Annotated in this window: 20 protein-coding genes; 13 read left to right on the top strand and 7 right to left on the bottom strand. The window is 71.8% G+C overall.

The features are described 5' to 3' along the window. Genes ACZ7OY_RS33565 through ACZ7OY_RS33510 form a run of 12 tightly spaced genes read left to right on the top strand, consistent with a single transcriptional unit; the run spans nucleotide 1 to nucleotide 12,895 of the window. Nucleotides 1-1,254: an O-antigen ligase domain-containing protein gene (locus ACZ7OY_RS33565; RefSeq protein WP_471914945.1), complete on the top strand. Its 1,254-nt coding sequence runs from the start codon at nucleotides 1-3 to the stop codon at nucleotides 1,252-1,254. A gap of 2 nt (nucleotides 1,255-1,256) precedes the next feature. Beyond that, nucleotides 1,257-2,525: a glycosyltransferase gene (locus ACZ7OY_RS33560; RefSeq protein ID WP_471914944.1), complete on the top strand. Its 1,269-nt coding sequence runs from the start codon at nucleotides 1,257-1,259 to the stop codon at nucleotides 2,523-2,525. Continuing rightward, a complete protein-coding gene (locus ACZ7OY_RS33555; protein ID WP_471914943.1) occupies nucleotides 2,525-3,760 on the top strand; it encodes a class I SAM-dependent methyltransferase in 1,236 nt (411 codons plus the stop codon). Before ACZ7OY_RS33560 ends, ACZ7OY_RS33555 begins: the two co-directional genes overlap by 1 nt. Continuing rightward, nucleotides 3,757-4,587 carry a glycosyltransferase family protein gene (locus ACZ7OY_RS33550; RefSeq protein WP_471914942.1) on the top strand — a complete coding sequence of 277 codons (831 nt, stop codon included), beginning with the start codon at nucleotides 3,757-3,759 and terminating at the stop codon, nucleotides 4,585-4,587. Before ACZ7OY_RS33555 ends, ACZ7OY_RS33550 begins: the two co-directional genes overlap by 4 nt. Further along, entirely contained in the window at nucleotides 4,584-5,231 is a 648-nt protein-coding gene (locus ACZ7OY_RS33545; RefSeq protein WP_471914941.1) for a PIG-L deacetylase family protein, read from the top strand. Before ACZ7OY_RS33550 ends, ACZ7OY_RS33545 begins: the two co-directional genes overlap by 4 nt. 3 nt (nucleotides 5,232-5,234) lie before the next feature. Beyond that, nucleotides 5,235-6,260 carry an NAD-dependent epimerase/dehydratase family protein gene (locus ACZ7OY_RS33540; protein ID WP_471914940.1) on the top strand — a complete coding sequence of 342 codons (1,026 nt, stop codon included), beginning with the start codon at nucleotides 5,235-5,237 and terminating at the stop codon, nucleotides 6,258-6,260. 32 nt (nucleotides 6,261-6,292) lie between these two features. After that, a complete protein-coding gene (locus ACZ7OY_RS33535) occupies nucleotides 6,293-7,546 on the top strand; it encodes a DUF4910 domain-containing protein (RefSeq protein WP_471915044.1) in 1,254 nt (417 codons plus the stop codon). A gap of 5 nt (nucleotides 7,547-7,551) precedes the next feature. Further along, nucleotides 7,552-8,841 carry a hypothetical protein gene (locus ACZ7OY_RS33530; RefSeq protein WP_471914939.1) on the top strand — a complete coding sequence of 430 codons (1,290 nt, stop codon included), beginning with the start codon at nucleotides 7,552-7,554 and terminating at the stop codon, nucleotides 8,839-8,841. Then, entirely contained in the window at nucleotides 8,838-9,785 is a 948-nt protein-coding gene (locus ACZ7OY_RS33525) for a glycosyltransferase family 2 protein (RefSeq protein WP_471914938.1), read from the top strand. Before ACZ7OY_RS33530 ends, ACZ7OY_RS33525 begins: the two co-directional genes overlap by 4 nt. Further along, nucleotides 9,782-11,014 (top strand): polysaccharide pyruvyl transferase family protein, encoded by a 1,233-nt coding sequence (locus ACZ7OY_RS33520; protein WP_471914937.1) that lies wholly within the window; start codon nucleotides 9,782-9,784, stop codon nucleotides 11,012-11,014. The genes ACZ7OY_RS33525 and ACZ7OY_RS33520 overlap by 4 nt, the downstream gene beginning before the upstream one ends. Then, entirely contained in the window at nucleotides 11,011-11,562 is a 552-nt protein-coding gene (gene rfbC, locus ACZ7OY_RS33515) for a dTDP-4-dehydrorhamnose 3,5-epimerase (RefSeq protein ID WP_471914936.1), read from the top strand. Before ACZ7OY_RS33520 ends, rfbC begins: the two co-directional genes overlap by 4 nt. Before the next feature lie 7 nt (nucleotides 11,563-11,569). Further along, nucleotides 11,570-12,895: a glutamate-1-semialdehyde 2,1-aminomutase gene (locus ACZ7OY_RS33510; protein WP_471914935.1), complete on the top strand. Its 1,326-nt coding sequence runs from the start codon at nucleotides 11,570-11,572 to the stop codon at nucleotides 12,893-12,895. A 27-nt stretch (nucleotides 12,896-12,922) separates the two neighbouring features. On the opposite strand, the gene ACZ7OY_RS33505 is transcribed toward ACZ7OY_RS33510, so the two are convergent. Together ACZ7OY_RS33505 and ACZ7OY_RS33500 are read right to left on the bottom strand one after the other, a co-directional pair. Further along, complete coding sequence (locus tag ACZ7OY_RS33505) at nucleotides 12,923-13,732, bottom strand: phosphatase PAP2 family protein (RefSeq protein WP_471914934.1); 810 nt, start codon at nucleotides 13,730-13,732, stop codon at nucleotides 12,923-12,925. A 257-nt stretch (nucleotides 13,733-13,989) separates the two neighbouring features. Then, complete coding sequence (locus ACZ7OY_RS33500; RefSeq protein ID WP_471914933.1) at nucleotides 13,990-14,343, bottom strand: VOC family protein; 354 nt, start codon at nucleotides 14,341-14,343, stop codon at nucleotides 13,990-13,992. Nucleotides 14,344-14,503: 160 nt separating this feature from the next. On the opposite strand from ACZ7OY_RS33500, the gene ACZ7OY_RS33495 reads away from it, so the two are divergent. Then, nucleotides 14,504-14,962, top strand: coding sequence for a hypothetical protein (locus ACZ7OY_RS33495; RefSeq protein ID WP_471914932.1), 459 nt, complete (start codon nucleotides 14,504-14,506; stop codon nucleotides 14,960-14,962). 125 nt (nucleotides 14,963-15,087) lie between these two features. Here ACZ7OY_RS33495 and ACZ7OY_RS33490 read toward each other — a convergent pair whose 3' ends face one another. From ACZ7OY_RS33490 to ACZ7OY_RS33470, 5 genes are all read right to left on the bottom strand, one after another. Then, nucleotides 15,088-15,663 carry a lamin tail domain-containing protein gene (locus tag ACZ7OY_RS33490; protein WP_471914931.1) on the bottom strand — a complete coding sequence of 192 codons (576 nt, stop codon included), beginning with the start codon at nucleotides 15,661-15,663 and terminating at the stop codon, nucleotides 15,088-15,090. Nucleotides 15,664-16,050: 387 nt separating this feature from the next. Next, nucleotides 16,051-17,307 carry an RNA polymerase sigma factor gene (locus ACZ7OY_RS33485; RefSeq protein ID WP_471914930.1) on the bottom strand — a complete coding sequence of 419 codons (1,257 nt, stop codon included), beginning with the start codon at nucleotides 17,305-17,307 and terminating at the stop codon, nucleotides 16,051-16,053. After that, a complete protein-coding gene (locus ACZ7OY_RS33480) occupies nucleotides 17,304-17,705 on the bottom strand; it encodes a YciI family protein (protein WP_351617399.1) in 402 nt (133 codons plus the stop codon). The genes ACZ7OY_RS33485 and ACZ7OY_RS33480 overlap by 4 nt, the downstream gene beginning before the upstream one ends. 119 nt (nucleotides 17,706-17,824) lie before the next feature. Next, nucleotides 17,825-17,971: a hypothetical protein gene (locus tag ACZ7OY_RS33475; protein ID WP_471914929.1), complete on the bottom strand. Its 147-nt coding sequence runs from the start codon at nucleotides 17,969-17,971 to the stop codon at nucleotides 17,825-17,827. 163 nt (nucleotides 17,972-18,134) lie between these two features. Beyond that, nucleotides 18,135-18,737 (bottom strand): hypothetical protein, encoded by a 603-nt coding sequence (locus ACZ7OY_RS33470; protein ID WP_471914928.1) that lies wholly within the window; start codon nucleotides 18,735-18,737, stop codon nucleotides 18,135-18,137. Between the last annotated feature and the right edge of the window lie 255 nt (nucleotides 18,738-18,992).

The raw sequence follows: 18,992 nt of genomic DNA, 5'->3' as shown, positions 1-18,992 counted from the left end.
ATGCGCACGGACCACCCACCGAAGTCGCCCGGCCACACGCCGAAGATCGTCGGAACCGTCTGGGGGCTGCTGATCCTCAACACGCTGGGCTCCGCCGGGGCGAAGACCATCGTCCCGCTGCCCCGCTCCCTGATCCAGATGGTCACCATGGGCGCGCTGGTCACAGCGTTCGCCCTGGCCCTCGCGGTCAACACCCGGCTGCGCATCCGGCCCAGCGCCTTCGTGTTCCTGCTCACCCTGCTGCTACTGCTGAGCGTGATCTCCAGCGCGAACCTGGAGTCCGGGTTCGGCGCCCTGTTCCGCTGCTTCCGGCTGGCTCTGTTCGTCGGCACGCTGTGGCTGCTCACCCGCTGGTGGGACGGCGGCATGACGTTCGTCCGGCACCACATCCGGATGTACCTCGCGGTGCTCGGGACGGTGGCCGCCGGTCTGGTCGCCTCGCCCGGCGCGGCCCTGCCCGACCTCTACGGCGGGCGGCTGGTCGGCGCCCTGTGGCCGCTCACCCCGCCGCAGATCGGACAGTACGCGGCGGTGATCATCGGGCTCACCGTGCTGCTCCTGCTGGGCCGGCAGACCGACCGGACCAGCGCGGCCGTGGTCATCGTGCCCTCGCTCGTCCTGCTCGCCCTGACGCACACCCGCACGGCCACGCTCGGCCTGCTCGTCGGGCTCGCGCTGGCGATCGGCTCGCTCCTGCTGACCAGCGGCGCCGCCCGCCGGTTCTTCACCCGGGCGGTGCTGATCGGCACCGTGGCCGCGGTGGGGTTCGCCTCCGCGCTCCAGACGTGGTTCCTGCGCGGACAGAGCCAGGAGAATTTCTCCAGCCTGACCGGCCGGGCCAAGGTCTGGCACGCCCTGCTGATCGAGCCCCGCACGACGACGCGGTTCCTGTTCGGCGCCGGCCTCGGCGACAAGTCGTTCGACGGGCTGCCGATCGACAACAGCTGGCTGGCCGTCTACAACGAGCAGGGCCTGATCGGCGTCGTCCTGGTGGCGGCGGTCATCCTGGTGCTGGGCGGCGTCGCGCTGCTGCGTCCGCCGTCGCTGGCCAGGGCCTGCGCGATCTTCCTGATCAGCTACTGCGCGATCGCGTCGTACACCGAGGCCGGGCTGGGCGACGCCTCCCCGTATCTGCTGCATCTGGCCGTGGCCGCCTCGCTGCTGGCGACGCCCGCCGCGGCCGCTCCCCGCTCGACGCCCGAAGTCCCCCGCCGGCGCATCCCGCGCTGGGCCCAGAGATCGGAGGCGAGCTGAGCATGCACGTCCTCGTGGTGCACAACCGCTACGCCTCGGCGCAGCCGAGCGGCGAGAACAAGGTCGTCGACCAGGAGGTGGCGCTGCTGCGCGAAGGCGGCCACCGGGTCGAGCTGTTCGAGCGGCGCAGCGACACCATCGCCGCGCGGTCCCTGCCGTCCAAGGCCGCCGTGCCGCTGCTGGTGCCATGGAACCCGGCGGTCCGCAGGGAGCTCGCCGCGAAGCTGCGCGCCGAGCGGCCGGACGTGGTGCACGTCCACAACGTCTTCCCGCTGCTGTCGCCGGCGGTGCTGGCCGCCTGCGCCGACGCGGGCGTGCCCGCCGTGGCCACGCTGCACAACTACACCCAGGTCTGCCCGCCCGGCACGCTCCAGCGGGACGGCCGGCCGTGCACGGAGTGCGTCGGTTCCACGCCGCTGCCCGCCGTCCGGCACGGCTGCTACCGGGGCTCCCGGCTGGCGACCGTGCCGCTCGCGGTCAGCCTGTCGGCCAACCGACGGCGGTGGTGGACCGGCGTGGAGCGGTTCTTCTGCATCTCCGAGGCGCAGCGTGAGGTCCTGGCGGGAGCCGGGATGCCGGCCGAACGCCTGGCGGTGAAGCACAACTTCGTGCCCGAACCGGGCATCGTGCGCAGCGGCGCCGGTGAGCATCTGCTGTATCTGGGGCGGCTCGCGGAGGCCAAGGGCGTACGGCTGCTCATGGCCGCCTGGGACGAGATCGCCGCCGGCGGCGGAGTCGGCGTGCCGCTGGTGGTCGCCGGCACGGGGCCGCTGGAGCGGGAGGTGAGCGCCTGGGCGGCGGGCCGGGACGATGTGCGCTACGTCGGCCTGTACGACCAGGAGCAGTGCCGGCAGGCGATCGTGCGGTCGGTCGCCGTGGTGGCTCCCTCCACCTGGCTGGAGGCGTTCGGCCTGGTGGTCGTGGAGGCGATGGCGGCGGGGGTCCCGGCCGTCGCGGCCGGTCACGGCGCCTTCGTGGAACTCGTCGAGGACGGGGTGACGGGGCTGCGGCATCTGCCGGGCGATCCCGGTTCGCTCGCGTCCTGTCTGCGCCGGATCACGACCGATCCGGAGCACAACCGGGAGATGGGGCAGGCGGCCCGGCGCCGTTACGAGAAGGACTTCAGCCCGGCCGTCGGGCTGGAGCGACTGCTGGAGGGGTACCGCTCCGCGATCGCGGGACGGTCCGGCGGCGGGGACGGCCCGCCGCCGGTAGGGGAACGAACGGACTCGCCACGGGTGCATCCGGGCGAGCGGGATGGGGGAAGTTGATGACACGTTGCCGACTCTGCGGCGCGGGGTCACTCGCGAGCGTCGTCGATCTGGGGGCGACCCCGCCGTGCGAGAGCTTTCTCGCCGCGGACCAACTGGACCAGCCGGAGCCGGCGTACCCGCTGCATCTGCGCGTCTGCACCGACTGCTGGCTCGCGCAGATCCCGCCGCTGATCACGCCGGAGGAGACCTTCAGCGAGTACGCGTACTTCTCCTCCTTCTCGACCTCCTGGGTGGAGCACGCGCGGACGTTCGTCGACGGCGCCGTCGAGCGGCTGGGGCTGGACACCGACGCCTTCGTGGTCGAGGTCGCCAGCAACGACGGGTATCTGCTGAAGCACGTGGTGGACCGGGGGATCCGCTGCCTGGGCATCGAGCCCTCGGTGAACGTCGGCGCGACCGCGCGGGACGCGGGCGTGCCCACGCTCACGGAGTTCCTGTCCCCCGACACGGGCTCGGCCGTCCGCGCCGAACACGGCCCGGCGGACCTGGTCGTGGCCAACAACGTCTACGCGCACATCCCCGACGTGGTCGGCTTCACCCAGGGGCTGCGCGCCCTGGTCGCCGACGACGGCTGGGTCTCGATCGAGGTGCAGCATCTGCTGACCCTGATCGAGGAGAACCAGTACGACACGATCTACCACGAGCACTTCCAGTACTACACGGTCGCCTCCGCGATCCGGGCGCTGGCCAGTGGCGGACTCGCCTTGGTGGACGTCGAGCTGCTGCCCACGCACGGCGGCTCCATCCGGCTGTGGGCCCGCCCGGCCGAGGTCGCGGGCGAGCCGTCCGCGCGGGTGGCCGAGGTACTGGACCGGGAGAAGGCCGCCGGGCTCCAGGAGCTGTCCGGGTACACCGAGTTCTCCGCCCGGGTGGCCAAGGTGCGCCGGGACCTGCTGCGGTTCCTCATCGACGCGGCCGAGCGTGGCGAGACGGTCGTCGGCTACGGCGCCCCCGGCAAGGGCAACACCCTGCTCAACCACTGCGGCATCCGGCCCGACCTGCTCGCCTACACGGTCGACCGCAATCCCTACAAGCACGGCAGGTTCACCCCGGGCACCCGCATCCCGATCCTTGCGCCCGAGCGGATCGCCGCCGACCGGCCGGACTACGTCCTCGTCCTGCCGTGGAACCTGCGGGCCGAGCTGACCGAGCAGTTGTCCTTCGTGCACGAGTGGGGCGGCCGGCTGGTCTTCCCCATACCGGAACTGAGCATTGTCGAGGTCAAGGCATGAAGGTCGTACTGTTCTGCGGCGGTTACGGGATGCGGATGCGCAACGGCACCTCCGACGACGTGCCCAAGCCGATGGCGATGGTCGGGCCGCGTCCGCTGATCTGGCACGTCATGCGCTACTACGCGCACTTCGGGCACACGGAGTTCATCCTCTGCCTGGGCTACGGGGCGCACCACATCAAGGACTTCTTCCTCAACTACGAGGAGACGACGTCCAACGACTTCGTGCTGCGCGGCGGGCGGACCGAGCTGCTGTCCACCGACATCGCCGACTGGACGATCACCTTCGCGCAGACCGGCATCGAGTCGCCGATCGGAGAGCGGCTGCGCCGGGTGCGCCACCACCTGGACGGCGACGAGATGTTCCTCGCCAACTACGCCGACGTGCTCACCGACGCCCCGCTGCCGCAGATGATCGACAACTTCGCCCGGCGCGACGCCGGGGCGTCGATGACGGTGGTGCCGCCGCAGTCCTCGTTCCACTGCGTGGACCTGGGCGAGGACGGTCTGGTGGGGGGCATCACCGCGGTCAGCGACATGCCGCTGTGGGAGAACGGCGGCTACTTCGTGCTCCGCCAGGAGGTCTTCGACCACATCCCGGAGAACGGGGACCTGGTCGCCGACGGCTGCGCCCAACTCGCCAAGCGGGGACGGCTGGTGGCGCACCAGCACCGCGGTTTCTGGAAGCCGACCGACACCGTGAAGGAGCGGGCCGCGCTCGACGAGGCGTACGCCCGTGGCGACCGCCCGTGGGCCGTGTGGGAACACGGCGGCGCGGAGGCGTTCGTGCCCGCGAGCCGGGCCGGCGTCACGGCGGGGACCGCGTGATCCGGCTCGGGGCCGAGCGCCTGGGCAGCGTCGTCGCGGTGGGCGCGCACTGCGACGACATCGCCATCGGCGCCGGCGGCACGCTGCTGGCGCTGTGCCTGGCGCGGCCGGGCATCCGCGTCGACGCGCTGGTGCTCTCCGGCGGCGGCAGCGAGCGGGAGCAGGAGGAGCGGGCCGCGCTCGCCGCCTTCTGCCCGGGCGCCGATCTGCGGCTGACCGTGGACAAGCTGCCGGACGGCCGGCTGCCCGCGCACTGGGACGAGGCCAAGGGCGCCGTCGAGGAACTGCGTGCGCAGACGGAGCCCGATCTCGTGCTCGCCCCGCGCACCGAGGACGCCCACCAGGACCACCGTGGCCTGGCCAAGCTCATGACCACGGCGTTCCGCGACCATCTCGTGCTCGGCTACGAGATCGTCAAGTGGGACGGCGATCTCGGCCGTCCGGTGGTTTACCAGCCGCTGTCGCCGGAGATCGCCGAACAGAAGGTGCGACTGCTTCAGGAGCACTACCCCTCGCAGCAGCACCGGCCCTGGTACGACCGGGAGGCCTTCCTGGGGCTGGCCCGCATCCGCGGTATCGAAAGCAACACGCGCTACGCCGAGGCGTTCGCGGTCTCCAAACTCACTCTCGACCTGGGGGAATGAACCTTGCGCGTACTGCTGACCGGGCACCAGGGCTATCTGGGCACCGTCATGGCCCCGGTTCTCACGGCCGCCGGGCACGAGGTCGTCGGACTGGACTCCGGCCTGTTCGCCGACTGCGTGCTCGGCCCGACGCCCGCCGACCCGCCGGGGACGCGTGTCGACCTGCGCGATGTCACCGCCGAGCACGTGGCCGGCGTGGACGCCGTGATCCACCTGGCCGCGCTGTCCAACGACCCGCTGGGCTCGCTGGCGCCCGACCTCACCTACGACATCAACCACCACGCCTCCGTGAAACTGGCCCGGCTGGCCCGCGAGGCCGGGGTGCGGCGCTTCCTGTACGCGTCGACCTGCTCGGTCTACGGAGCCGCGGGCGGCGACGAACTGGTCGCCGAGGACGCCCCGTTGCGGCCGGTGACGCCGTACGCGGAGTCCAAGGTGCGGGTGGAGGACGACCTGCACGAGCTGGCCGACGGCGACTTCACCCCGGTGTACATGCGCAACGCCACCGCCTTCGGCTTCTCGCCCCGGCTGCGCGCCGACATCGTGCTGAACAACCTGGTGGGCCACGCGCTGCTGTCCGGCGAGGTGCTCGTCCTGTCCGACGGCACGCCCTGGCGCCCGCTGGTGCACGCCGCCGACATCGCGCGGGCCTTCACGGCCGCGCTGACCGCGCCGCGCGAGGCGGTGCACGACCGGGCGTTCAACATCGGCAGCGAGACCAACAACGTCACGGTCGCCGAGATCGCCGAGCAGGTCGCCGAGGCGGTGTCCGGCGCGAAGGTGGTGATCACCGGGGAGAACGGGGCCGACCCGCGGTCCTACCGGGTGGACTTCTCCCGCTTCCGCGAGGCGATCCCCGGCTTCGACTGCGAGTGGACGGTGAAGCGGGGCGCGCTCGAACTCGCCGACGCCTACCGCGAGCACGGGCTGACCCGGGAGGCCTTCGAGCAGCGCTTCACCCGGCTCGCCGTGCTGCGCTCCGCCTCCGACGCGGGCACCGTCGACGACACCCTGCGGTGGCGCCGGTGACCACGCGTGTAAAAAGAGGTGCCGGCGAGGAGATGCACGAACTGGTGCGGCGGATGTATCCGCTGTGCCGGAGCATCACCGGCGACGGGGTGCGCGCCACCCTGGAAATCGTCGGCGAATACATCCCGCTCACCGTGCACGAGGTGCCCACGGGCACGCAGGTGCTCGACTGGACGGTGCCCCAGGAGTGGAACATCCGGGACGCGTACATCGCCGACGGTACGGGGAAGCGGGTCGTCGACTTCGCCGCGTCCAGCCTGCACGTGCTCGGCTACAGCGTTCCGGTGTCGGCGACCATGCCGCTGGCCGAGCTGCGCGGACATCTGCACACCCTGCCGGAGCACCCGTCCTGGGTGCCGTACCGCACGAGTTACTACCGGCCGGAGTGGGGGTTCTGCCTGGCGCAGGAGACCCTGGACGCGATGCCGGACGGCGAGTACGAGGTGTGCGTCGACTCCACGCTCGCCGACGGCCACCTCACCTACGCCGAGCATGTGATCCCCGGCCAGGTGGCGGACGAGGTGATCGTCTCCTGCCATGTCTGCCACCCGTCGCTGGCCAACGACAACCTGGCCGGCGTCGCGGTGGCGACGTATCTCGCGCGGGCGCTGGCGGAACAATCGCCGTACTACACCTACCGGTTCATCTTCGCGCCCGGCACCATCGGGGCGATCACCTGGCTGGCCCGCAACGTGGAGCGGATCGACCGGGTCAAGCACGGGCTGGTGCTGGCCTGCGCGGGCGACCGGGGCGATCTGACGTACAAGCAGAGCAGGCGCGGTGACGCGGAGATCGACCATGTGCTGCGGCACGTGCTCGACACCTCCGAACGCCCGCACCGGATCGACGAGTTCACCCCGTACGGCTACGACGAGCGGCAGTACTGCTCCCCCGGGTTCGATCTCGGCGTGGGCTCGCTCAGCCGGACCCCGTACGCCGGGTACCCCGAGTACCACACCTCGGCGGACAACCCGGACTTCGTCTCGCCGGAGGCGATGGCGGACACCCTGGCGGTCTGCCGCGAGGCGTTCGCCGTACTGGACCGCAACCGGCGCTACGTCAACCTCAGCCCGTACGGCGAACCGCAGTTGGGCCGCCGTGGGCTGTACGACTCGCTCGGCGGCCGCAGCGACGCCAAACAGGCGCAGCTGGCCATGCTCTGGGTGCTCAGCCTCTCCGACGGCGAACACACGCTGCTGGACGTCGCCCAGCGCGCCGGGCTGCCGTTCGACACCGTCGTCGCGGCGGCCGACGCGCTGCACGGCGCCGAACTGATCAAGGCGTGAGACCGATGACCACGAAGGGGGAGATGACGAGGACACCGGCCGGGTCCGCCAGGCGTGCCCTCGTCGGCCGGCTGTCCTGGGGACTGGCCGACCAGGCGGCCTCCAGCGTGAGCAACTTCGCGGTGGGCCTCTACGTGGCCCGCTCGCTCGGGGTGACCGCGTTCGGCGTGTTCAGCCTCGCCTGGGTGACGTACGGCGTGGTGCTCAACGTCTCCCGCGGGCTGGCCACCGATCCGCTGACGGTGCGCTTCAGCGGCCCGCCCGGCACAGCCTGGCGCGGGGCCGTGGGCCGCTCGACGGGCACCGCGCTCGGCGTCGGCGCCGTCCTCGGCGCGGTGTCCCTGGCCGCCGGGCTCGGCCTCGGCGGCCGCGTGGGGCCCGCGTTCGCCGCCCTCGGTGTCATGCTGCCGGGACTGCTGCTCCAGGACGCCTGGAGGTACTCGTTCTTCGCCGCGGGCACCGGGCGCAAGGCGTTCCTCAACGATGTCGTGTGGGGGGTCGCCCTGATCCCGGCCATGGTGGTGGCTGCCCGTGTGGGCAGTGTGGCCGCCTTCGTGCTCGCCTGGGGCGCGTCCGCCACGGTGGCGGCGGGCTACGGCTGCGTCCAGTCCGGCATCCGGCCCCGGATGGCGGAGGCACGCGGATGGCTGCGCGAGCAGCGTGACCTCGGCTACCGGTACCTGGTCGAGAACGTGAGTCTCAGTGGCGCGAGCCAGTTGCGTGCGTACGGGGTCGGCGTGATCGTCGGGGTGAGCGCGGTGGGGGCCGTGCGGGGCGCCGAGCTCCTCATGGGCCCGTTCCTCGCCGTACTGATGGGGCTTTCGCTGGTCACCGTCCCGGAGGCGGCACGGGTACTGCGCAAGGCCCCGCATCGGCTGGCCAGGTTCTGCCTGCTGCTCGGCGGGGGGCAGGCTGCCGGCTCGTTGCTCTGGGGCGCGGCGCTGCTGCTGCTCCCCGGACGGCTCGGCGCGATGGCACTCGGAGACGTCTGGCACTCCGCCTCCCAGCTCATCGTGCCGATCAGCCTCGGCGTCGCCGGTGCGGGCCTGGGCACCGGCGCGGCGGCCGGGCTGCGCGCGCTCGGCGCGGCCCGGCGCAGCCTGCGCTGCCAGTTGTTCGCCTCCGTCTGCTACGTCGGCGGCGGGCTCGGCGGCGCGGCCGCCGCCGGCGCGGTCGGCTCGGCCTGGGGCGTCGCCGCCGCGACCGTCAGCGGCTCGGCCGTGTGGTGGCTGCAACTGCGCTCCGCCCTGCGCGAGCACGCTCAAGAACCGATCCGCGAAGTGAGGACGTCATGACAGCGCAACCCAGGCTGAGCATCGGCCTGCCCGTCTACAACGGCGAGGAGTACCTGGCCGAGTCGTTCGACGCCCTGCTCGGCCAGACCTACGAGGACTTCGAGCTGGTCGTCTCCGACAACGCCTCGACCGACGGGACCGAGGACATCTGCCGCCGGTACGCAGCGAAGGACTCCCGCATCCGCTACCTGCGGCTGCCCCGCAACATCGGCGCCACCCCGAACCACAACCTTGTGCTCGCCGAGTCCCGCGGCGAACTGTTCAAGTGGGCCTCGCACGACGACCTGTACGGCCGGGACCTGCTGCGGGTCTGCGTGGAGGCGCTGGACGAGCGACCGGAGATGATCCTCGCGCACACCGGCCAGGCGGTCATCGACGGCGACGCCCGCGTGAAGGTCCCCTACGAATACGGCCTCGCCACCGAGTCGCCGCACGCCCCGGAGCGCTTTCGCAGTCTGCTGTTCGAGCCCGGCGGCGACGACTTCTACGGGGTGATGCGGGCCGACGTGCTGCGCCGTGTGAAGCCGATGGACAGCTACCACCACGCGGACCGCACCTACGTCGCCGAGATCACTCTGCACGGGCCCTTCCACCAGGTGCCGCAGGTGCTGTACTTCCGCCGCGACCACCCCAGCCGGGCGGAGCGGGCGAACCCGTCCAAGCGTTCCCGGTGCGTCAACCTGGACCCGCGCCGGGCCGGCCTGCTGCACCCGACGCCCCGGCTGCTCGCCGAGTACGTCTGGGGATTCGCCTCGGCGATCCGGCGGGCGCCGCTGTCCCCGGCCGACCGGCGCGCGTGCTTCGGCCATCTGGCCGCGTGGATGACCAGCCGGGTCCGGCCGGGCGCCGGCGAGCGGGTCGAGGACCGCGCCCCGGTCGACCCGGAACGGCTCGCCGTCTCCGTCGACGCCCTGGTCGCCGGCCGTGAGGGCAGGCAGTCATGACACCCGCCGACGGCAGACCGGTGCGGGTCGGGGTGTTCGGCCTGCTCGGCTCCGGCAACCTCGGCAACGACGGCTCCCTCGAAGCCATACTCGGATACCTCCGGGACCGGCACCCGGGAGCGGCCGTGGACGCGCTGTGCGGCGGGCCCGAGGCCATCACGGCCCGGTACGGGATCCCCGCGACGCGGCTGCACTGGTACCGCGGGGAGTACCGGACCGCGTCACGGCTCGGCGCGGTCGCGGGCAAGGGGCTGGGCAAACTCGTCGACGCCCTCCGTACCGCCTCCTGGGTGCGGGGGCACGACGTGGTGATCGTCCCGGGCATGGGTGTCCTGGAGGCCACGCTGCCGCTGCGGCCGTGGGGCTTCCCGTACGCGCTGTTCCTGCTGTGCGCGTCCGGCCGGCTGTCCGGCACCAAGGTGGCGCTGGTCGGCGTCGGCGCCGCCCCGATCGGCAACCGGGCGACCCGGACCCTGGTGCGCTGGTCTGCGCGCCTTGCCGCGTACCGGTCGTACCGCGACGCCCCCTCCCGTGACGCCATGCGGGCGATGGGCGTGGACACCGCGCGCGACGAGGTCCACCCGGACCTCGCGTTCTCCCTGCCGGTACCGCCGGTGAGCACTCCCCCGCACGCGCCGGGACGGGTCTGCGTCGGTGTCATGGCCTTCCACGGCGGCGACGACGACCGCGCCAGGGCCGAGGAGATCCACCGGCGCTACCTCGACGGGACGACCCGGTTCGTCCGGACACTCGTCGAGGAGGGCAGGCCGGTCCGGCTGCTCACCGGCGACCAGGTCGACGCGCCGGTGGTCGCCGCGATCCTCGACGCGGTGGACTCGCCGCTGGTCACCGTCGCCGAGACGGCCTCCCTGGCCGACCTGATGAAGGAGACGGCTGACGCCGAGGCCGTGGTGGCTACGCGTTACCACAATCTGATCTGCGCGCTGAAGGCCGGCACACCGACCCTCGCGCTCAGCTACGCGGCCAAGAGCGACGCGCTCATGGCCGGGATGGGTCTGGGGACGTACTGCCATCCGGCCCGCGAGGTCGACGCCGACCGGCTGCTCGAACAGTTCCGTGAACTGGAGAAGAACTCGGCGGACGTGCGACGGACCCTCGCCGAGCGCAACCAGGACGCCGTCCGGCACCTCGACCGCCAGTTCACCGCCCTGACCGCGGCCCTGTTCCCGGCGGCCGACGACGCCCACGCCCCGCGGGAGACCCCATGAGAGCGACCGAAGTCCCGGCGATCACCGGTGCGTTCCTCTTCGAACCGACACCGTACGCCGACGAACGCGGCTTCTTCTGCCGCACGTTCGACGCCGACGTGGTCCGCTCGGTGGGCCTCGACCCGCACGCCTTCATCCAGGACAGCGTGTCGCGCTCGGCCGGCGGCGTGCTGCGCGGACTGCATCTGCGCTCCGGCGCGGGCGAGGCCAAGCTGGTGCGCTGCTCGTACGGACGGATCTTCGACGTCGTCGTGGACCTGCGGGCGGACTCGCCGACGTACCGCAACGTGGCCACCTTCGAGCTGTCCGGCGAGACCCAGGTGACCCTGTACATCCCCGCGGGGTGCGCGCACGGCTTCCAGGCGCTGACCGAGACCGCCGACACCTCGTACCGGATCGACCGCCCGCACGATCCGGCCGAGGACGTGACGATCGCCTTCGACGACCCGGAACTCGCCATTGCCTGGCCGCTGCCGGCCACATCGATGTCCCAACGGGACCGCGAGGCGCCGAGCCTCGCCGAGGTCCTGAAGCACAGAGAAAGTTGAGGTACCCGTGGACACCGAAGAGCTCCACCTGCCCCTGTCGCGGACAGCCAACGAGCGGCTGCACGCCCTGATCCCCGGGGGCGCACACACCTACGCCAAGGGCGACGACCAGTACCCCGAGGACCTGGCCCCGGTCATCAGCCACGGCAGCGGTGCCCACGTATGGGACATCGACGGCAACCGCTACATCGAGTACGGCTCCGGGCTGCGGTCGGTCAGCCTCGGCCACGCCCACCCGCGGGTGAACGAGGCGGTACGGCGCGAACTCGACCGCGGCAGCAACTTCGTACGGCCGTCCATCGTCGAGGTCGAGGCCGCGGAGCGTTTCCTGGCCACGGTGCCGACCGCCGAGATGGTGAAGTTCGCCAAGAACGGCTCCGACGCCACGACCGCCGCGGTGCGCCTGGCGCGTGCCGCCACCGGGCGTCCCCGGGTGGCGATCTGCGCCGACCATCCGTTCTTCTCCGTCGACGACTGGTTCATCGGCACCACGCCGATGTCCGCGGGCATTCCGTCGGAGACCAACGAACTGACCGTGACGTTCCCTTACGGGGACCTGGCCGCCACGGAGGAACTGCTCACCCGGTACGAGGGCGAGGTCGCCTGTCTGATCCTCGAACCGGCCGCCCAGTGCGAGCCGCCGCCCGGCTACCTCGCCGGGCTGCGCGAGCTGGCCGACCGGCACGGCTGCGTCCTGGTCTTCGACGAGATGATCACCGGCCTGCGCTGGTCCGAGGCGGGCGCCCAGGGCCTGTACGGCGTCGTGCCCGACCTGTCCACGTTCGGCAAGGCGCTGGGCAACGGATTCGCCGTCTCCGCGCTGGCCGGGCGCCGCGAGCTGATGGAGCGGGGCGGGTTGCGGCACTCCGGCGACCGGGTGTTCCTGCTGTCCACCACGCACGGCGCGGAGACGCACTCCCTGGCGGCCGCGATGGCCGTGCTCAACACCTATGTCGAAGAGGGCATCACCGCGCGGCTGCACGCCCTCGGCGAGCGGCTGGCCGCCGGTGTCCGGGCGGCCGCGGCCGATGCGGGCGTCGGCAACCACATCGTCGTCCGGGGGCGGGCCAGCAACCTGGTCTTCGCCACTCTCGACGAGCACGGCCGACCGTCGCAAGAGTACCGCACCCTGTTCCTGCGCCGGCTCCTCGCGGGTGGGGTGCTGGCCCCGTCGTTCGTGGTGAGCAGCGCACTGGACGACACCGACATCGACCACACCGTCGAGGTGGTGGCCCAGGCCTGCGCGGTCTACCGCAAGGCACTGGACGCGGCAGACCCCACCCCCTGGCTGGTCGGCCGACCGGTGAAGCCCGTGTTCCGCCGCTTGGCGTGATGTGACGTGATGTGAGGTGACCTGACGTCAGCGGTGTTGCCGGCGAACGGCGTCGACCGCCGGATCGACTGACCGACCGGCCGCCTGATCGGCTGCCCGCTCGGCCGGCCGATCCGTCGGCCGATCCGTACGCCGGTCCGTACGCCGGTCAGCGCCGCGGCCGGACATCCGGTCGGGCAGCCGATCCGTCGGCCGGCCGGAGATCCGATCGGCCGTCCGGTCGAGCAGCCACGCGGTCGCCGGAACCACCGCCAGCGCGGTGCACCAGCCGCCGAGGACGTCGGTCGGGTAGTGCGCGCCCAGGGTGACCTGCGCCCAGCCCATCGCCGCGCCGGCGACCAGCGTGGTGGCGAGCACGAGTGACATGCCGGCCGCCCTGCCGAGGCCGGGCCGGCCGGTCGCGGTCAGCGCCACGGCCAGCGCGAGCGCGGTGGCGAAGGCGGTGTGCCCGCTCGGGTAGGACAGGTGATCACCGTGGATGGTGCGTCCCACCACGGACTTGAGCAGCGTCGCCGTCACCACGGCCACCCCGGCCCCGGCGACGACGAGCACCGCCGCCCGAGGACGCCGAAACAGCAGGCAGCCCGTCACGATGGCCCCGACCAGCAGCACCGATCCCCCGGGCTCCCCCAGAAAGTCCAGGGCCAGCGCGAGATGCCGCCACCGCGGCCCCACACCGTACAGCGCCGTCCCGATCCGCGCGTCCACCGTGCCGGGCTCGCTCTCGCCGCCGTACCGGACACCGAGCACGACGACCACGAGCGCGGCAAGGAGCGCGGTGAGCCCTAACCACCTGCGCAGCCCCGGCGGCACCACGGGCGCCGACCGGCCGGTCACACGCCCACCGCGTCCGGTCGCCCCGCGGCGCTTCGTAAACCGTCCGTTCCGCCTTCGGTGACTTGCCTGTCCGTCATGTGCAGCACTGGTTCATGCCCCCGTCCCCGTGCAACCACAAGCCGCGGCCCTGTCCGACGCTCCGGCCATGGGCACCGCAAACGGTCTCCGCTCGCCACCCTAACCAACAATGCCGGCGCACCACACGGCGGTTGGGAAGTCCGCGGTGACGCGGCACGAAGCGCACCTGCACCCCACGGTCAGGCGGGCTGCCAGAGTTCGATCCGATTGCCCTCCGGATCGGTGACCCAGCCGAATCGACCGACACCCTCCATGTCCTGCGTCTCCTTCGCCACGTCCGCTCCCTGGGCCCGCAATTGCGCGAGCATCGCCTCCAGGTCGCCGACCCGGAAATTGAGCATGGACTGCTGGGCGCGGGAACCGAAGTAGTCGGTATCGGCCGCGAAGGTCGCGAACACCGTCGGCCCGCTCCCCTGATGCCACACACCGTTGTCGTCGACGTCCAGACCCAGGCAATCGCGATACCACGCGCTCAATGCCACCGGGTCGGTGGCCCGCATGAAGTACCCGCCGATTCCAAGCACGCGTTCCATACCGCCATCCTCCCACCCGCACGGGTCGACGGCCCGCCCGTCACCGGAAGATCCTGACGATGATCACCGGGATGGACCGACCGGAGCGTGCCTCCACTCCGTCGCCGGCCTTCACCAGTGAGGTGCGTCGTGCGGGCCGGGGCCGTTAGGGTGCGCCGTCATGGGCACGGACATCTACGGCGGGATCGAGTTTCGTCACACCTACGCCGGCACCGACGACTATGACGGCGAGCCGTGGGTGACTGCCATGGATCTGTGGCCGCTGTACGACGAGACCGACTACAAGGCGTTCGGCCTCCTCTTCGGGGTGCGCAACTACGCGGGCTTCCCGCCGCTTGCAGCCGCTCGCGGTCTTCCCGCCGACCTGTCGAGCGGTATGCGTTCGCATCTGGGCTCGTGGATCGAGCGAGGCGAGATGGACGGCGCGAGCTGGGTCAGCTGGGGAGAGCTCGCCTCCCTCGACCCTGCGACTGAGCCAGAGCACTTCGTGGGCGAACCACCGACCGCGGGCTCCGTCCTGGGTTCGCACACCCACTGGCCCCACGTCTTCGCCGTGATGAAGGCTCTGGCCGGCCGCTTCGGTGACGACGGGGTCCGCCTGGTCGTGGCGTTCGACTGAGAGCGCGGTGCCCGGAGCGTCACACAACTGCCGACGGCGTGCCGGTCCCTTGTGGGGTCGGCACGCCGCCGTGTCGTCACCGTGTCCGGGGCGCGAATTCAGCCGCCCGGACACGGTGTGCGGTGTCAGTGACGGTTGCCGCCCTGACGGTGGTCGTCACCGTGGCCGCGGTTGTCGCCGTGGCCGCGGTTGTCGCCGTGGCCGCGGTTGTCGCCCTGGTGGCCGATGCGGCCCCAGGACTCGTCGTCGATGAAGCGGCCGCGGTTGTCGCGCAGGGTGATGGTGCCGCGGTCGTTGTCCCAGACGTGGTTGCGGCGGTCCTGGAAGAGGTCCGTACGGGTGTCACGGCCCTGGCCGGTGTGGATACGGACGCTGTCGCGGCCGCCCAGGCGGTAGTGGTGGAAGGTGTAGGTGCGGCCGACGTTGTCGCGCAGGGTCCAGCCGTCGAGGTTGACCGCCCGGCGCGTGGTGTTGCTCAGCTCGACCCATTCCTTGTTCAGCGAGCGATCGGAACGCTCGTCACGTCCGGGGGAATCGGCCTGCACGGCCGTGATCTTCACCTGCGGCTGGTGCGGCCGGGCCACTCCGGCAGCGGACGCCGGCAGCGCCGCCACACCCACCACGGCACCGGCCGCCAGCGCGGCAGCGGCCAGACGGCGAGCGGAGAGGGAGCGGGCGTTGGCAAGGACAGAAGCGGACATGAAGTCCCCCTGATGGTGCGGGCGTCGGTGCGGAAGCGGCCTTGCGGGCCGCCGCGGCACCGACGCGGTGTACGAGGTCACGGCCCCTTTTTGCGGCCGCACACACACTCTGTCCGCAATGCGGAGGCTTTGAGCTGGAAACCAGCTGCTGTTACAAGTTGCCCATATTTCCGTGACTCTTGGATGTATCACTCATGTATGTCGGCAGTGCCCGTACTTGACGCCCACACAGACTGACGACCCGTGCACGCGTTGGGGAACACCACCCGATCGCCGCTCCACACCGGGCCGGCAGCGAGAAGGCCGTCACCCTAAAGTGAGTAACGGCCCTCCGCTCCGCGGTGGCCCGTGCCCGCCCCGCCGCCGGTACCGCAGCACCCAGCCTGCTCAGCCGGCCGTCTCAGTCGGCCGCAGACGCTGGTTCAGCCCGGCGGCCCTGGCCGTGAGGTAGCGCTGCTCGGGCGTGCTGGCGGTCAGGGCCGCCGCGAGGCGGTAGTGGTGAACGGCCGCCTCCGGCTCTCCGGACATCTCCAGCAGATGGGCTCGCACCGCGTGCGCACGGTGATGACCGGTCAGCGGTCCGCGGCCGCCGTCGTCGAGCCGGTCCAGCAGTGCCAGGGCGGCGGCCGGTGTGTCGGCCATCGCGAGGGCGACCGCGCGGTTGAGGGTGACCAGCGGACTGCCCGTCACCTGCTCCAGCAACTCGTAGAGGCCAAGGATCTGCGGCCAGTCGGTGTCCCGGGCGTGGGCGGCGCGGTCGTGGACGGCCGCCACGGCGGCCTGCAACCGGTATTCGCCGGGCCGTTGCCCGTGGGCGAAGGTACCGATCAGCAGCGCGGTGCCCTCCCGGACCAGGCGCCGGTCCCACAGGGTGCGGTCCTGCTCGGCCAGCGGGACCAGCTCGCCGTGCGGGCCGGTGCGCGCCGGCCGACGGGCCTCGGTCAGCAGCATCAGGGCCAGCAGCCCGGCCGCCTCGCCCTCGTCCGGCAGGATCCGGTGCACCTGCCGGGCCAGCCGGACGGCCTCACCGGAGAGGTCCGCCCGGTGCAGCGTCGTACCCGCGGAGGCGGTGTAACCCTCGTTGAACAGCAGATACAGCACGCGCAGCACGGACCGCAGCCGCCCCGGCCAGTCGGGCGAGCCCGGCACGGGTACGTCGAACCGTACCGCCGACGTCTTCAGGCGCTGCTTGGCCCGGCTGATGCGCTGGGCCATCGTCGCCTCGGGCACCAGGTAGGCGGCTGCGATCTGGGCGGTGGTCAGGCCGCCGACGGCCCGGAGCGTCAGGGCGATCGCCGAGGCGGGGGTGAGCCCGGGATGGCAGCACATGAACAGCACCGCCAGACAGTCGTCGGCTGCCGGGATCTCGGCCGAGGCCGGTTCCCTCGCCACCCGTTCCTCGCGCTGCCGTCGTGCCGCCTCGCTGCGCACCTGGTCGGTGTAGCGGTGCGTGGCGGTCCGCAGCAGCCAGCCGCGCGGGCTCTCCGGCACCCCGTGCTCGGGCCAGTGCCGGGCGGCGGCGATCAGGGCTTCCTGCACCGCGTCCTCGCATGCGTCGAAGTCGCCCAGCCGTCGCACGAGCAGGCCGAGGACCTGCGGCGCCAGCGAGCGCAACAGGTCCTCGACGCAGGGCTGTCCGGTCACAGGTCGAACGCGGTGTCGTTCATCACCTGACGCACCTGGACCGGCTGCTGCGTGGGCACCCCGCCCGGGCCGGGCACCGCCGAGATCCTCGCGGCGATCTCCACGGCACGCGCCTCGGACTCCACATCGACCACGTTGAACCCGGCCAGGACCTCCTTGGACTCCGGGAACGGGCCGTCCGTCACCACCGGAGCAGCGACGCCGTCCGAGCGCACGATCCGGGCCAGGCGCGGGTCGGCCAGCCCGGTGAAGTGCACCATCTCACCGCTCTCGACCAACTCCTCGGTCAGCGCCGCGTAGTAGTCGAAGTGCGCCGCGATGTCGTCGGGGGCCCACTCGTCCATCGGCTGCTCGAACACTCCACCGTCGTGGTCGACCATGAGCAGGAACTTCGGCACGTGAACTCCTTGATCGTCAATGCGGCCCGGTCGGGCGCACTCACCCCATGAACGGAGCCGTCGAGGGGTTCTCTACATCGCCTGGAAGAACTGGCGCCGCGTTGCCGACCCGATCAGGTTCAAGCGCCACGAGGATGAGGAACCTGCTTCCAGCCCTCGACCGACTTGGTGACGAACATGACCCGGTACACCTCGCGGGTCCACACCCCCTTCGCGTCCTTGATCATCCCCACTCTGCCTGGCAGCCCGGCAAGCCCCATACTCACGACGATCTTCCTGCCCATTCGAGTTCGCAAGATCGTAACCGCTTCGCCAGGGACGAAACGGGGACGCCGGAACGGCTCCGCCGTCAGCCGTTCTCGGGCGCCGGTCCGACGCCGACGACGTGGGCCGTGGGCGCGGTGGGGGCGTCGGCGCCCACGGGGACGGTCAGAAGCGTCGGACCTCGACGCCCCGCTGCTCCAGCGGTGACACGACGGCGTCCAGGAACTCGGCCCGGTCCGCCCCCGCGCCGACCACATCGGCCGGGATGATCATCGGCCAGTCCCCCGCAGCTACGTGCACACCCTCGCCGGAGAAGACGACGATCCGGTTCGCCTGCTCCCAACGGATCGCCCTGGCGCGGCCGCGGGCCGTGCCGACCAGACCGTGGTCGTAGACATAGACCGCCATCCGGGCCCGCACCAGCCCGCGCACCGCCCGGATCAGGCCGATCAGGACACCCGCGAGCAGGGCGATGGCGAGCCCACGGAAGATCCCCGTCCAGCCCGAATCCTCGAACCGGGACAGGACCAGCCCCATCACGGCCAGGCCGACCGCCGAACCGACCGCGAGCACGATGCCACGAAGGGTCTCGCCCGCCCTGCCGGGCTCCCGTCGGGCCAGCCTCAACGCCCCGAGGCCCGCGGCGGCCGACCGGACACGGTCGGTCTCGAGCGCCGGCTGCCAGGTCGCCGGACCGCTCTCGGCCCACTGCGGCGCGCGGGATGCCGCGGCGGTCCCCGCTTGGTCTTTCGGATCCCGTTCTGCCATGAATGTCCTCCTGAATAGCGGAATCGCGATCGTCGGCATGTGCCGGGCGTCCGGGCGCGCCCACCCCGTCGTGGGCGCCGGAACTCGACCGCGAAATCTCGGCTCGGGCCCCAACTCCCTTGGAAGCCCTGTCTGTTGCCGGTGATTATGGGGCGCCTCGCAGGGCATGCGGTCCGGTTCCCGTGTTTGGGACTCGTTCGTCGCGGGGCCGCATTCGGCATTGTCCCGGTGCAGGGGTAATTGCCCGGAGAAGAA

Source organism: Streptomyces sp. NPDC107559 (assembly GCF_055657365.1).
The sequence above is the reverse complement of the archived record's forward strand: the minus strand, read 5'-3'. Positions and strand labels throughout refer to the sequence as shown.